Consider the following 12,678-nt stretch of genomic DNA (forward strand, 5'->3'; position numbering starts at 1 on the left):
CAGTGATGCTAGGAACGTGTTCCACTCAGCACAAGAGCGGGCGCTTAGCCATCTGCCCGGATCCGCGCGTCGAGTTCCTTGATGTGGCGTTTGAGCGCGACGGTGCGGTAGCTCTCCTCGACCCACTCGCACAGCACCTCCGCCGGGGGCGCCCCCGTCCCGCCCAGAGACAGGGTGACCCACCCGGCCCGGCCGAGGCCGTACCCCGTGGGCTCGGCGCCGGGAAAGGTCATCGCGTGGCCGTGCAGCGCCTCGTCCTTGAGCTTCACCGAGAGGCCGGGCGGCTGCGGGCCGTCGGTATTGCCCAGAAAGACGAAGATCTTCTTGTTGACCTTTACCACGCAGTCCCCGGGCCCCCAGGGGAACTCCTCGACTGCCTCGGGCAGCCCCAGGGCGAACTCGCGCACCTGCTGCCACTTGCGCACCGCACCTTTCACCGACGCCTCCACTTACCGCAGGTCACACCTGCTCGTACGGACAGTCGACCCTCACGCTAGCCTCAGCCACCGACACCAGCTGGGAGGAGCGTCATGAACGACCGGGTTCACCGCACAGAACGGCAACGCGCCTACGACCTCGTGCTTTTCGGCGCGACCGGATTCGTGGGCACCCTGACCGCCGAGTACCTCGCCGCCCACGCCCCGGCCGGCTGCCGGTGGGCCCTCGCGGGCCGGGACCTCGGCAAGCTGGAGCGGCTGCGCGAACGCCTCGCCGCCCTGGAACCGGCGTGCGCGACCCTGCCGCTGGTCCGCGCGGACGCCTCCGACGCACGGGCCGTACGGGAACTGGCCGCCTCCACGCGGGTGCTGGCCACGACCGTCGGGCCCTACATCTGGTACGGCGCGGAACTGGTCGCGGCGTGCGCGGAGGCGGGCACCGACTACGTGGACCTGACCGGCGAGCCGGAGTTCATCGACCGGATGTACGTCGCCCACGACGCGCGGGCCCGGGAAACCGGCGCGCGGCTGGTGCACGCCTGCGGGTTCGACTCGATCCCGGCCGACCTCGGGACGTACTTCACGGTGAACCGGCTGCCGTCCGGGGTGCCGCTGCGGGTCGACGGTTTCATGCGCTCCAACGCCCTGCTCTCCGGCGGGACCCTGGCCTCCGGCCTCACCGCGATGAGCCGGGGTCCGCAGACCCTGGCCGCCGCCCGGGAGCGCCGGCTGTACGAGCCCCGGCTGCCGGGCCGCCGCGTACGGGGCTCCGGGGGCGCGCCGCGGTTCAGCCGCGAGACCGGCGCGTGGGCGCTGCCGCTGCCGACGCTCGACCCGCGCGTCGTGGCCCGCTCGGCCACCGCCCTGGAGCGGTACGGCCCGGACTTCCGTTACCGGCACTACGCGGCGGTGGAGCACCTGCCGGTCGCGGTGGGTGCCACGGCGGCGGTGGGGGCGACGCTGGCGCTGGCCCAGGTACCCGCCGCCCGGCGGTGGTTGATGAGCCGCTGGGAACCGGGCCGGGGCCCGGACGCGCAGCGGCGCGCGCGCAGCTGGTTCACCGTCCGTTTCGTGGGGACGGGTGGGGGACGGCGGATCTTCACGGAGGTCTCGGGCGGCGACCCCGGCTACGGCGAGACGGCGAAGATGCTGGCCGAGTCGGCCCTGTGCCTGGCCTACGACGCCCTCCCGGAAACCTCCGGCCAGCTCACCACGGCGGTGGCCATGGGCGACGCCCTGCTGGACCGCCTCCAGAAGGCCGGCATCCGCTTCCGCGTGGCGGCCGAAACGGCGGGCTGAGACCGACGGGGGCCCACCCGGGACCGGGCCGGACTCCTCCCCACCACCGCTACCCGGTCCGCGTGGCCTCGCGCAGGGCGCGCCGGCACAGGGAGTCGGCGCGGCGGGTGGTCTCGGGGAGGCGGTAGTGGGGGCTGAGGGCGAGGGTGTGGGCGCATGCGTTGTCGAGCGAGACGCGGTGGCCGACGGAGACGTAGACCGGCTTGATCCCGTCCTGGGTGCGCAGGGCCCGCCCCACGACGGCGCCGTCGGCCGCGAGGAGCGGGGCCGCGTCGCCCCGCCGGGCGCCGGGTTCCTCGTAGGTGAAGGTGAACGGGTTCTTCGCCACGCCGATGCTCGGCAGCCCGGTCACCACCCCCAGGTGGCAGGCGAGGCCGAAGCCGCGCGGGTGGGCGAGCCCGTAGCCGTCGCAGACGACGAGGCCCGGCGTGACGGTCAGGGCGTCGAGTGCCGCCAGCACGGTGGGCAGTTCGCGGAAGGCGAGCAGTCCCGGTACGTAGGGGAAGCTGACGCGCCCGACCGCGGTGCGCTCCTCGACCACTTCCAAGGTGGCCGCGTCGAGGACCACGGCCGCGGCGGCGACCAGGTCGCGTTCGTCGTCGTAGGCGACGTCCACTCCGGCGACGAGCCCCGCACCCGGAGGCGGCCCGGGCTCGTCCAGCACCAGGCCGCGGCGCAGTTCGTCCTGTATCGCTCGTGCTTCGGTCTCGTCGGCAGGGGTCTTGGAGGTCGTCATGAGGTGCGAGAGTAGCCTGGCGATCATGTTCATCATGGAGCTCACCTACACAGCGCCGCTCGAAGCCGTCGACGCACAGATGGACGCCCACATCGCGTGGCTGGACCGCTACTACGCGTCCGGCGTCTTCCTCGCCTCGGGGCGCAAGGTGCCGCGCGAGGGCGGCGTGATCCTGGCCGGCGGCATCTCCCGCTCGGAGGCGGAGGAGATCACCGCCGGGGACCCGTTCGTCGTGGCCGGCGTCTGCTCCTACCGCATCACCGAGTTCGTGGCCACGAAGACCTCGGCGGAACTCGCCGCCGTCCGGGAGGAACTCCCGGCGGTCTGAGCGGCCGACGCTCCCGCCCACGGCCGGGCTCCGCATCACGGGCGCGGGGCCCGGCCCCGCTCGCCGGGCGCGCCGTTGCGGGGCCGCTACCGGCGGCTCCGGCCGCCGGCAGGCCGCCCCGGGTGCGCGACCCGCTCTCCAGGCGTCGCAGGAGCACCGCGACGGTCGGAGCGGGCCCGCGGGGAAGCGGATCTCCTCACGGCCGGCGCGCCGGCCGGCTGCGTTTCAACGCCGCTCCAGCCTGCCCACCCGCCCCTTCTCCCCCGCCGCCCAGCAGCCGCCGTCGGGCGAGCAGTCGACGGTGTCGTACGAGCCCGCGTCCAGCGCCCGCCAGGTCCGGCCCCCGTCCGGCGTCACGTCCGTGCCGGTCGGGCCCACGGCCAGCGCGGTACCACGGGAGTGCGGGTACCAGGCCGCGCCGGACCGGTAGGCGGGCGGCGGCGCCTCGGAGGCGCGCCAGGTGCGTCCCCCGTCCGAGGACACGGCCGCGGCCAGCGGGGAGGCCTGGTCGGCGCGGTAGTCGCCGCCGACCGCGAGGCCCGTCGTACGGTCGCGGAAGGCGAGCGCGAAAACGCCCTTGGCCGGGTCCCCCGCCGGAACGGGCGATGCGGTGGCGCTCCAGGTACGGCCGCGGTCCCCCGACCGCAACACCCGGGAGACCGCGCCCCCTCCGGTGGCGATCAGGACGTCCCGCGGTCCGGCGGCGACCAGGCACTGTCCGCTCGCGGCGAAGCCCGCCTCGCCCGGCAACGCCTCCGGCATCGCGGCGGCCGGCAGCACCTGCCAGCTCCGCCCGCCGTCGTCGGTGGCCAGGAGCCTGAACCGGCCGTCCACCGGGTCGCTCAGCGCGAGCCCGTGGCGGGCGTCGAAGAAGGTCAGGCAGTCGTAGAAGGCCCGTGGGTCGGTGTTGCGGAAGCTTTCGGTCCATGTCGCGCCGCCGTCCTCGGTCCGCAGGACACGCGAGGCCTCGCCCTCCCCGATGGACAGCGCGACCGCCCGGCGCTCGTCGAAGGCCTCGATGTCGCGCAGTTCCAGCCCCTGGGCGACCGCTTCCGGCGGCGAGACGTCGTGCCAGCTGCGCCCCCCGTCCGCGGTGCGCAGCACCGTCCCCTTGGAGCCGGCCACCCAGGCCGCGGAGCGGCTGACCGCCGCGAGCCCGCGCAAGCGGACGATGTCCTTGCCCGTGGCCTTGAGCACCCAGCCCGCCCCGCGCAGGTCGTGCGGGCCGTCACCCGGACCACCCGTGTCCGCCTGCGCGGACACGGCCGGGGCCGCCACCGCCAGCGCCACCAGGCACACCCCAACTCCCAGAAGTCTCATGGCGCGGGAAGCTAACGCACGCCGGATTTCCCGTCCAGGGTGCGTCGGGGGGCCCGGGTTCCTAGGCTGGCGGCATGCCTCCCGAGGACCCGCATCCGCAGCACACGGCGCAGGACCCGAAGCCCTACGCGGGCAAGCACATCACCGTCACCTACGGGACCGGCCGCTGTCTGCACGCCGCCGAGTGCGTCGGCGGGCTGCCCGAGGTCTTCGACTCCGGGCAGCGCCCCTGGGTGCAGCCCGACGGGGCCGAGCCGGAGCGGGTGGCGGAGGTGATCCGCCGCTGCCCCTCGGGGGCGCTCCAGTACCGGCTCACCGAGGGGCCGGCCGAGGAACCGGACCGGCCGACGAGCGTCGTACGGTCGTCGGCGGGCCAGTTGGTCCTGCGCGGCGAACTGGTGGTGACCAGGCCGGACGGCACCGTCCGACAGGAGACCAGGGTGATGCTTTGCGCCTGTGGGATGAGCGGTAATCAGCCGTACTGCGACCACTCCGGGCCCTGTGGCCACGACTGAACACCTTGCCGCGCCGACCCCGTTCGGTCACTCTGTGCGATCGAACGGTGGCGATCAAGCCAATCGGTGACGCAGCTCACTCGAATGCGCCTGCACGGATTTGCCCTTTCGGGCGTCTATCCGGTTGCCGGTGCCCACCCCAAGCCCGGCGAGAGATCCGCCGCAAGGGAGCGAGCCTTGATCACTGTCATCGAGCAGGCCGTGCAGGCCCGACTGGTCGCCACCGCGCCGAAGGTCGAGACCGTGCCCGTCACGCTGTGCTACGACCGCTCGGATCCCTTCGCCGTCCGCATGGCGTTCCCCGGCCCCGCGACGCTGGAGGGCGTCGAGGTCTCCTGGACCTTCGCGCGCGAGCTGCTGGAGGCGGGACTGCGCCGCCCCGCCGGCTCGGGTGACGTGCGCGTGCGCCCGTACGACGGCGAGCGGACCAGCATCGAGTTCCACGCGCCCGAGGGCGTCGCGATCGTGCTCATGGGGACCCGCGACCTGCACCGGTTCCTGGAGCGGGCCGCGACGGTCACACCGCCGGGGCTGGAGCACCTCTACCTCGACCTGGACCACGGCCTGGCCGAGCTGATGCGCGGCCCCCGCTGAGCGCGCTCCGGCCGGCTGTCCCCGCGGGTAAATGCGTTGCGGGCGGCTCCGGCCGCCCGTAGCTTCGTAGGCGACCCATTGCCGTCGAAACGGAGTAGGACATTGCTCTTCTGAGGTTCGAGACACCGACCACGACCACCCTTCACCACCCGTCGGCTGTCTCCCCACGTTGCTCGCACCACTTCACGCAACCTGGAGGCCTCCATGAGTCTTGCTCCCACCTTCGTCACCTGCTCCGCCCTCTCCTTCGACTGGCCCGACGGAACTCCCGTCCTCGATGACTTCCACCTGGCCGTCGGCCCGGGCCGGACCGGCCTGATCGGCCTCAACGGGTCCGGCAAGTCGACCCTGTTGAAGCTGATCGCGGGCGAACTGACCCCGTCCGGCGGACAGGTCTCCGTCGCCGGGACGATCGGCTACCTCTCCCAGAACCTCATCCTCGACACCGCCCTGCGCGTGGACGAGGCGCTCGGCATCCGCACCACCCGCGCCGCCCTGCACGCCATCGAGGCGGGCGAGGCCACCGAGGCCAACTTCGCCGCGGTGGGCGACGACTGGGACGTGGAAGAACGGGCGCTGGCCACGCTCGACTCGCTCGGCCTCGCCCGGATCGGCCTGGACCGCACGGTCGGTGAGCTGTCGGGCGGCGAGTGCGTACTGCTGCGGCTGGCGGCCCTGCTGATCGCCCGCCCGGACGTCCTGCTCCTGGACGAACCCACCAACAACCTGGACCTGCGGGCCCGGCGGCGGCTCTACGCTGCCGTCCAGTCCTGGTCCGGCGTGCTGGTGGTGGTCAGCCACGACCGCGAGCTGCTGGAACGGGTCGACCAGATCGCCGACCTGCGCGACGGCGAAGTCCGCTGGTACGGAGGGAACTTCACCGACTACGAGGAGGTGCTCGCCGCCGAACAGGAGGCGGCCGAACGGATGGTCCGGGTCGCGGAGGCCGACGTACAGCGGCAGAAGCGCGAACTCGCCGACGCCCAGGTGAAACTGGCCCGGCGCAAGCGCTACGGCCAGAAGATGTGGGACAGCAAGCGCGAGCCGAAGATCGTGATGGGTGCCCGCAAGCGCGCCGCCCAGGAGTCGGCCGGCAAGCACCGCATCATGCACACCGAGAAACTGGCGGATGCCCGCGAGCGGCTCGACCAGGCGGTGGAGGCGGTGCGCGACGATGACGAGATCCGCATCGAGCTGCCCGCGACCCGGGTTCCGCCGGGGCGGCGGGTCCTGACCTTCGGTGACCTGCGCCCGGCCCACGGGCCCGTGATCGCGGGTGAGTGGGAACTGCGCGGGCCGGAGCGGATCGCCCTGGTCGGCGGCAACGGTTCGGGGAAGACGACCCTGCTGCGGACGGTCGCCGGCCTGCTCGCCCCGGTATCGGGTGAGGTGTCGGCGCACGTGCCGACCCGGTTCCTGCCGCAGCGGCTGGACGCCGACGTACTGGACGACGACCGCTCGGTCGTGGAGAACGTGGCCCGGTTCGCCCCGCACGCCACGAACAACGTGATCCGGGCGCGGCTCGCGCACTTCCTGTTCCGGGGTGCCCGGGCGGACCGGCCGGCCGGAACGCTGTCGGGCGGCGAACGGTTCCGGGCGGCACTTGCGGCGCTGCTGCTGGCGGAGCCCGCGCCGCAGCTGCTGATGCTGGACGAACCGACGAACAACCTGGACCTGGCGAGCGTGCGGCAGCTGACCGGCGCCCTGGAGTCGTACGAGGGGGCACTGCTGGTGGCCAGCCACGACGTGCCGTTCCTGGAGTCGCTGGGCATCACGCGCTGGCTGCTGCTGGACGGCGGGGCGGGGCTCCGGCCGACGACGGCCGAGGAGGTCCGCGAGTCGCTCTGGCTCGGCTGAGCAGGAGCGGTCGGGGGGCCGGCGCGGCCGGCCCCCCGGCGCCGCGGGCGTCAAGACGGGGGCGGGGACCACCTGCGTGCGTGATTTCGGTTCCGATTTGCCCGTCCGCACGCCCTCCCACAGAGCCTCAAACTGCACAGATAACCGGACGTAACCACTCATAGAGAGGGGTGGGGCTTGGCTGGTCCTTGATGCCGTGCTTAACCTACGACTCCGTAGGCTACGGAACCGTAGGTAATTCGCTTGTTCCCCCTGGAGTACCCGTGACGATCACCTCCCCCCACCTCGGCAGCTCGGAGGCGTGGACCGACGCCAAGTTGCTGTTTGCGCTGGAAGAGGTGGTCGAAAAGGAACTCAACCGCCATCTGCAGGTCACCAAGGACTGGATGCCCCACGAGTACGTCCCGTGGAGCGACGGCCGGAACTTCCCGGGCTTCTTCGAGGACGGCGAAGCCTGGGACCCGCAGCAGTCCAAGGTCACCGACATCGGCAAGATCGCCCTCGTCGTCAACCTGCTGACCGAGGACAACCTGCCCAGCTACCACCACGAGATCGCCTCGCTCTTCGGGCGCAACGGCGCCTGGGGCACCTGGGTGCACCGCTGGACCGCCGAGGAGGGCCGTCACGGCATCGTGATGCGCGACTACCTCCTGGCCTCGCGCGCCGTGGACCCGGACAAGCTGGAAGCGTTCCGGATGCAGCACATGTCGGAGGGCTTCGAGTCCGACAACCGGCACTCGATGCTGCACTCCGTGGCCTACGTGGCCTTCCAGGAGCTCGCGACCCGCATCTCGCACCGCAACACCGGCCACCAGTCCGGTGACCCGGTCTGCGACCGGATGCTGGCCCGCATCGCGCAGGACGAGAACCTGCACATGATCTTCTACCGGAACCTGCTGGGCGCCGCCTTCGAGCTGGCCCCGGACCTGACGATGCAGGCCGTGCGGGACGTGGTGGTCAACTTCCGGATGCCCGGGCACGGCATGCCGGGCTTCGAGCGGATGGCCGCACAGATGGCGATCGGCGGGGTGTACAACCTGCGGATCCACCACGACGACGTACTGAGCCCGGTGATCCGGTTCTTGAAGATCATGGACATCGACGGTCTCGGCCCCGAGGGGCAGCAGGCCCAGGAGGAGCTCGGCGCGTTCATGGGCGGCCTGGACTCCGAGGCCCGCAAGTTCGACGAGCGGCTGGCCGCCCGCGCGGCGCGGCTCGCGGCGCGCAAGGGCTGACCTGGGCTGGGCAGGGCAGGGCTGAGCTGAGCCACGACGCCCACACGGCAGGGCCGCGTTCCGCGTGCCCTGCCGGGGCTTCGGCGTACCCGCCCCGTGCCCGCCCCGTGCCGGTCAGGCGCGCGGGCGCAGGGCGAGGCGCTCGGACTCCGAGAGGCCGCCCCAGACGCCGAAGCGCTCGTCGTTCGCCAGGGCATACTCCAGGCACGCGGCCCGGCCCTCGCACGCCCCGCACAGCCGCTTCGCGTCGCGCAGCGATGAGCCGGGCTCGGGGAAGAAGAAGGCGGGGCCCGTCTGCGCGCACAGGGCGAGGTCGTACCAGGCGGGTGCGGCGGCGGCAGTGGTCGGGCGGTCGCTCGTGTTCATCGACATGACGCAGATCCTCACCGCCGCCGATGGACGTCCGATCAACGCTTCATCAACACCGTGTCCTACGCACCGGGGGCGGGAGCGCTGGTGATGACCGCGAACCGGGCGCCGAAGGGGCCGCTGCCTTCGCGAAGCGGCCGACGCCTTCCATGGAGACGGGGGTGAGGCGGACCTTGCCGCCCGACTCCTCCACCCGGGCCGCCGCCGCGTCGCAGTCGGCTACCTCGAAGTACGGGGTCCAGTAAGGGCGTTCGGTGTCCTCCACCGGGTCCGCCGCGATCGGCACCAGACCGCCGAAGGCCTCCTCGTCGGGCGCGCCGGCCGGCTTGACCATGGTGTAGGTGCCGCCTTCGAAGGGCATCTCGGTGACCTCCCAGTCGAAGACCGCCCGGTAGAAGCCGGCGGCCGCACCGACATCGGGCGTGTACAGCTCCGCCCAGCAGAGGGTGCCCACCACCCTCACCTCGTCCATGCCCTTGTGCCGGCCGGGCTGCCACGCCGCGAACGGGACGCCCGCCGGGTCGGTGAAGACCGCCATGCGTCCCAGGTCCAGCACGTCCATCGGCTCGAACGCGACCGCGCCGCCCGCCTTGCGCACGGCTGCCGCCGTCGCGTCCAGGTCGGGCGTCCGGAAGTACACCGTCCACGCGGAGGGCCCCTGCTCGGGGGTGACGGTCATCCCGCCCGCGACGGTCTTCCCGCCGAGCCGGAACATCCCGTACCCGCCGACCTCCTCGCCGCCCGGCGCGTACTCCCACCCGAACAGGCCGCGGTAGAACCCGGCCGCGCCTTCGGTGTCGGGAGTCCCGAGGTCCAGCCAGACCGGGGAACCGTCCCTGTAGTCCGTGCTGAGCATGGCGGTACCCCTTCCCTTCGCCGGCGACTGCTGCCTCCTTCGAGCATGGCACCCCCCACTGACAACGGCCGCCCGGCATCCCCGCCCCGCCCTCCGCGGCCGCCCTCGTCAGTGAACCCGGTCGCTCTTCGGACCGGTGCCCTTGGTCCTGGTCGGAGTTCCGTCCGGGGCGTACGCGTGGCGGAAGGTGAAGGCGTGCGGTGCGCTGTCGTGGTCGTGGAGGTGCTCCAGCCGGGAGACCCCGTCCTGCCAGGTGGGTATCACGCCGTCGGAGACCCACCAGAACACGTGGTTCGGGTGCCCCGTCCTCTCGAACCAGTCGCCACGCCTGTTGAGCGCCTCACGGTGCGGACCGGTGTAGACGGCGTCGAAGGCGGGGCGCAGGCCGGTCCACAGGGAGAGGGTCGCGGCCAGGGCGGTGGTTTCCCGCGTGTGGCCCTTGCCGTACCAGGTCGGTACGGCGAACTTTCCCCACGCACCCCAGTTCGCCTCGAAGAGCCCGCCCCGGTCGGCGTCTGCCGCTTCCGCGTGCGCGAGGTATCCGGGCTGCTGACTGATCTTCCGGTAGACGGCCTCACCGATGTCGTAGAACTCGCGCGTGAGAGGTGCGGGATCGGCGAGAGGCGACCTCAGGACACCGAACGTGTACAGAGCAAGGCGGGGCATGCGTTTCTCCCTGGGGGCTGCCTGGCGTGGGATCCGGTTCGGTGGCTGACGCATGGGGGCGAGGGTTCGCGGGGGGGGGCGACTCCTCCCGTCGCGGCGTGCCCGGCGTGCAGGAAACCCTGTGCGACCGTGGGCGACCACCGAGGACCAGACGAAGGTAGCTGCCTGCGCGGGTCATGTCGAAGTTGCGATTTCCCTGCCCAAGTGGCCTCTCGCACAGGCCTTTTCGGGGCCGGGGCAGGGGCGTTGGCGCCGCCCGCCTGCGGGGTCAGTGGTCCGCACGTTTGGCGCGGCTGGGTTGGACGCGCTTGGGTTCGCCCGGCATCTTGGGGTAGTCCGGGGGGTACGGCATGTCGCCCAGGCCGTGGTCGTGCTCCTGACGGTCCGCGAGGTCCAGGACGGTGTCCAGGGCGAACGCGTGCTCGTCCATGTCGGCGTGCAGGTCACCGAGTTGCGCGAAGCGCCCCGGCATCGTGACGATGTCGAAGTCCCGCGGCTCCGCGTCGTCCACCTCGTCCCAGCGCAGCGGCGCGGACACCGGGGCGTGGGGGCGGGGGCGGACGGAATAGGCGGAGGCGATGGTGCGGTCGCGCGCCGTCTGGTTGTAGTCCACGAAGATCCGCTCGCCGCGCTCCTCCTTCCACCAGGCCGTCGTGACCTTGCCCGGCATCCGCCGCTCCAGCTCCCGCCCCAGGGCGATCGCACACCGCCTGACCTCGGTGAACGTCCACCGCGGAGCGATCGGCACGAACACGTGCAGCCCCCGCCCGCCCGAGGTCTTCGGCCAGCCGCGCAACCCCACCTCGTCCAGCAGCGCCCGCAGTTCATGGGCGGCGGCGACCGCGTGGTGGTAGTCGGTGCCCGGCTGCGGGTCCAGGTCGATGCGCAGTTCGTCGGGCCGTTCGGTGTCCTCGCGGCGCACCGGCCAGGGGTGGAAGGTGAGGCAGCCCAGGTTGGCGGCCCACAGCACGGCGGCCGGCTCGGTCGGGCAGATCTCATCGGCCGTCCGCCCGCTGGGGAAGGCGATGTGGGCGGTCGGGATCCAGTCGGGCAGGTTCTTCGGGGCCCGCTTCTGGAAGAAGGACTCCCCGTCCACCCCCTCCGGGTACCGCTCCAGCGTCGTCGGACGGTCGCGCAGGGCCCGGGTGATGCCGGGGGCGACCGCCAGGTAGTACTCGGCGACGTCCCGCTTGGTGAGGCCGCGCTCCGGGAAGTACACCTTGTCCGGGCTGGACAGCCGAACCGTCCGCCCGCCCGCGTCCAGCTCGATCGCATCACGCGCAGCACCCATGTCCGCCACGGTAGGGGGCCCCGGGCCGCCCCGCACACCGGGCGGATCCGGCCGGGCGCGCACACCGCGCGGCTCCCGCCGGCCCGCCGCAGAATCGAAGGCATGGATCTGCCGGTGATGCCCCCCGTGAAACCGATGCTGGCCAAGTCCGTGACGTCCATCCCGCCGGGCATGCAGTACGAGGCCAAATGGGACGGCTTCCGGGCCATCGTCCACCGCGACGGCGACGAGATCGAGATCGGCAGTCGCACCGGCAAACCCCTGAACAGGTACTTTCCCGAGCTCGTGACGGCCCTCAAGGACAATCTGCCCGACCGCTGCGTCATGGACGGCGAGATCGTGATCGTCCACGACCGCCGGCTCGACTTCGACCGCCTCACCGAGCGGATCCACCCGGCGGCCTCCCGGGTGAAGATGCTCGCCGAGACGACCCCGGCCAGCTTCGTGGCCTTCGATCTGCTCGCGCTCGGCGACGCTTCCCTCCTCGACACCCCGCTCGTCGACCGCCGCAGCGCCCTGACCCGTGCCCTCTCCACCTCTCGGCCCCCCGTCCACCTCGCGCCCGCCACCACCGACCCCGCAGTCGCGCACGACTGGTTCGAGCGGTTCGAGGGCGCCGGACTGGACGGGGTGATCGCCAAGCCCCTCGATCTCCCGTACCGGCCCGATGTACGCCTGATGTTCAAGATCAAGCACGAGCGTACGGCCGATGTCGTCATCGCCGGTTTCCGTTTCCACAAGAGCGGTCCGATCGTCGGTTCGCTGCTCCTGGGCCTCTACGACGGCCACGGAACCCTCCAGCACGTCGGTGTCTGCGCCGCCTTCCCCATGAAGCGCCGCGCCGAGCTGCTGACCGAACTCGAACCGCTGCGGATGCCCGATCCCGGGGGGCACCCGTGGGCCGCCTGGGCCGAGGAGGCCGCCCACGAAAGCGCCCGGCTGCCCGGCGCGCAGAGCCGCTGGACCGGCAAGAAGGACCTGTCCTGGGTCCCGCTCCGCCCCGAGCGGGTCTGCGAGGTGGCCTACGACCACATGGAGGGCGACCGCTTCCGGCACACCGCGCAGTTCCGCCGCTGGCGCCCCGACCGGCTGCCGGAGAGCTGTACGTACGCCCAACTGGAGGAGGTCGTCCGCTACGACCTGGCCGAAGTGCTCGGCACCCCCGGCAGCTGAGG

The 12,678-nt window shown here is 72.3% G+C and carries 14 protein-coding genes; 7 read left to right on the forward strand and 7 right to left on the reverse strand.

What is annotated here, in order from left to right:
* Positions 1-44: 44 nt before the first annotated feature.
* A complete protein-coding gene (locus tag OG861_RS06025) occupies positions 45-449 on the reverse strand; it encodes an MmcQ/YjbR family DNA-binding protein (protein WP_330261401.1) in 405 nt (134 codons plus the stop codon).
* A gap of 81 nt (positions 450-530) precedes the next feature.
* On the opposite strand from OG861_RS06025, the gene OG861_RS06030 reads away from it, so the two are divergent.
* Complete coding sequence (locus tag OG861_RS06030; protein WP_330261402.1) at positions 531-1,736, forward strand: saccharopine dehydrogenase family protein; 1,206 nt, start codon at positions 531-533, stop codon at positions 1,734-1,736.
* A gap of 49 nt (positions 1,737-1,785) precedes the next feature.
* Here OG861_RS06030 and OG861_RS06035 read toward each other — a convergent pair whose 3' ends face one another.
* Positions 1,786-2,472, reverse strand: coding sequence for an endonuclease V (locus OG861_RS06035; protein WP_329199755.1), 687 nt, complete (start codon positions 2,470-2,472; stop codon positions 1,786-1,788).
* Positions 2,473-2,497: 25 nt separating this feature from the next.
* Here OG861_RS06035 and OG861_RS06040 point away from each other — a divergent pair, with 25 nt between their 5' ends.
* On the forward strand, positions 2,498-2,800 hold the full coding sequence (locus OG861_RS06040; RefSeq protein WP_329199754.1) for a YciI family protein: 303 nt from the start codon (positions 2,498-2,500) through the stop codon (positions 2,798-2,800).
* Positions 2,801-3,025: 225 nt separating this feature from the next.
* On the opposite strand, the gene OG861_RS06045 is transcribed toward OG861_RS06040, so the two are convergent.
* Positions 3,026-4,120, reverse strand: coding sequence for a WD40/YVTN/BNR-like repeat-containing protein (locus OG861_RS06045; protein WP_330261403.1), 1,095 nt, complete (start codon positions 4,118-4,120; stop codon positions 3,026-3,028).
* 74 nt (positions 4,121-4,194) lie between these two features.
* Here OG861_RS06045 and OG861_RS06050 point away from each other — a divergent pair, with 74 nt between their 5' ends.
* The 4 genes from OG861_RS06050 (at position 4,195) to OG861_RS06065 (ending at position 8,321) form a co-directional block, all read left to right on the forward strand.
* On the forward strand, positions 4,195-4,635 hold the full coding sequence (locus tag OG861_RS06050) for a (4Fe-4S)-binding protein (protein ID WP_330261404.1): 441 nt from the start codon (positions 4,195-4,197) through the stop codon (positions 4,633-4,635).
* A 177-nt stretch (positions 4,636-4,812) separates the two neighbouring features.
* Positions 4,813-5,229, forward strand: coding sequence for an SsgA family sporulation/cell division regulator (locus OG861_RS06055; protein ID WP_329199747.1), 417 nt, complete (start codon positions 4,813-4,815; stop codon positions 5,227-5,229).
* Positions 5,230-5,433: 204 nt separating this feature from the next.
* The gene (locus OG861_RS06060; protein ID WP_329199745.1) at positions 5,434-7,086 is read left to right on the forward strand and encodes an ABC-F family ATP-binding cassette domain-containing protein; all 1,653 of its coding nucleotides are present in this window, start codon (positions 5,434-5,436) and stop codon (positions 7,084-7,086) included.
* A 263-nt stretch (positions 7,087-7,349) separates the two neighbouring features.
* Complete coding sequence (locus OG861_RS06065; protein ID WP_329199743.1) at positions 7,350-8,321, forward strand: acyl-ACP desaturase; 972 nt, start codon at positions 7,350-7,352, stop codon at positions 8,319-8,321.
* A gap of 114 nt (positions 8,322-8,435) precedes the next feature.
* Here the strand turns inward: OG861_RS06065 and OG861_RS06070 are convergent, their stop codons facing one another.
* From OG861_RS06070 to ligD, 4 genes are all read right to left on the reverse strand, one after another.
* Positions 8,436-8,687 carry a WhiB family transcriptional regulator gene (locus OG861_RS06070; RefSeq protein ID WP_190185133.1) on the reverse strand — a complete coding sequence of 84 codons (252 nt, stop codon included), beginning with the start codon at positions 8,685-8,687 and terminating at the stop codon, positions 8,436-8,438.
* A gap of 52 nt (positions 8,688-8,739) precedes the next feature.
* Positions 8,740-9,546 (reverse strand): VOC family protein, encoded by an 807-nt coding sequence (locus tag OG861_RS06075; protein ID WP_330261405.1) that lies wholly within the window; start codon positions 9,544-9,546, stop codon positions 8,740-8,742.
* Positions 9,547-9,654: 108 nt separating this feature from the next.
* Positions 9,655-10,212: a DUF3291 domain-containing protein gene (locus OG861_RS06080; RefSeq protein ID WP_330261406.1), complete on the reverse strand. Its 558-nt coding sequence runs from the start codon at positions 10,210-10,212 to the stop codon at positions 9,655-9,657.
* A 268-nt stretch (positions 10,213-10,480) separates the two neighbouring features.
* Complete coding sequence (ligD, locus tag OG861_RS06085) at positions 10,481-11,503, reverse strand: non-homologous end-joining DNA ligase (RefSeq protein ID WP_329199736.1); 1,023 nt, start codon at positions 11,501-11,503, stop codon at positions 10,481-10,483.
* Between the two features lie 102 nt (positions 11,504-11,605).
* Between ligD and OG861_RS06090 the strand changes: the two genes are divergently transcribed.
* Complete coding sequence (locus tag OG861_RS06090; protein WP_329199735.1) at positions 11,606-12,676, forward strand: ATP-dependent DNA ligase; 1,071 nt, start codon at positions 11,606-11,608, stop codon at positions 12,674-12,676.
* Positions 12,677-12,678: the final 2 nt, after the last annotated feature.

It is taken from the genome of Streptomyces sp. NBC_00539 (assembly GCF_036346105.1).
Taxonomy (GTDB): Bacteria; Actinomycetota; Actinomycetes; order Streptomycetales; family Streptomycetaceae; genus Streptomyces.

Coding starts and splice junctions, on each gene's coding strand:
- OG861_RS06030 (WP_330261402.1), top strand. CDS start 531: ATGAACGACCGGGTTCACCGCACAGAACGGCAACGCGCCTACGACCTC.
- OG861_RS06035 (WP_329199755.1), bottom strand. CDS start 2,472: ATGACGACCTCCAAGACCCCTGCCGACGAGACCGAAGCACGAGCGATA.
- OG861_RS06040 (WP_329199754.1), top strand. CDS start 2,498: ATGTTCATCATGGAGCTCACCTACACAGCGCCGCTCGAAGCCGTCGAC.
- OG861_RS06045 (WP_330261403.1), bottom strand. CDS start 4,120: ATGAGACTTCTGGGAGTTGGGGTGTGCCTGGTGGCGCTGGCGGTGGCG.
- OG861_RS06050 (WP_330261404.1), top strand. CDS start 4,195: ATGCCTCCCGAGGACCCGCATCCGCAGCACACGGCGCAGGACCCGAAG.
- OG861_RS06060 (WP_329199745.1), top strand. CDS start 5,434: ATGAGTCTTGCTCCCACCTTCGTCACCTGCTCCGCCCTCTCCTTCGAC.
- OG861_RS06070 (WP_190185133.1), bottom strand. CDS start 8,687: ATGAACACGAGCGACCGCCCGACCACTGCCGCCGCCGCACCCGCCTGG.
- OG861_RS06075 (WP_330261405.1), bottom strand. CDS start 9,546: ATGCTCAGCACGGACTACAGGGACGGTTCCCCGGTCTGGCTGGACCTC.
- OG861_RS06080 (WP_330261406.1), bottom strand. CDS start 10,212: ATGCCCCGCCTTGCTCTGTACACGTTCGGTGTCCTGAGGTCGCCTCTC.
- ligD (WP_329199736.1), bottom strand. CDS start 11,503: ATGGGTGCTGCGCGTGATGCGATCGAGCTGGACGCGGGCGGGCGGACG.
- OG861_RS06090 (WP_329199735.1), top strand. CDS start 11,606: ATGGATCTGCCGGTGATGCCCCCCGTGAAACCGATGCTGGCCAAGTCC.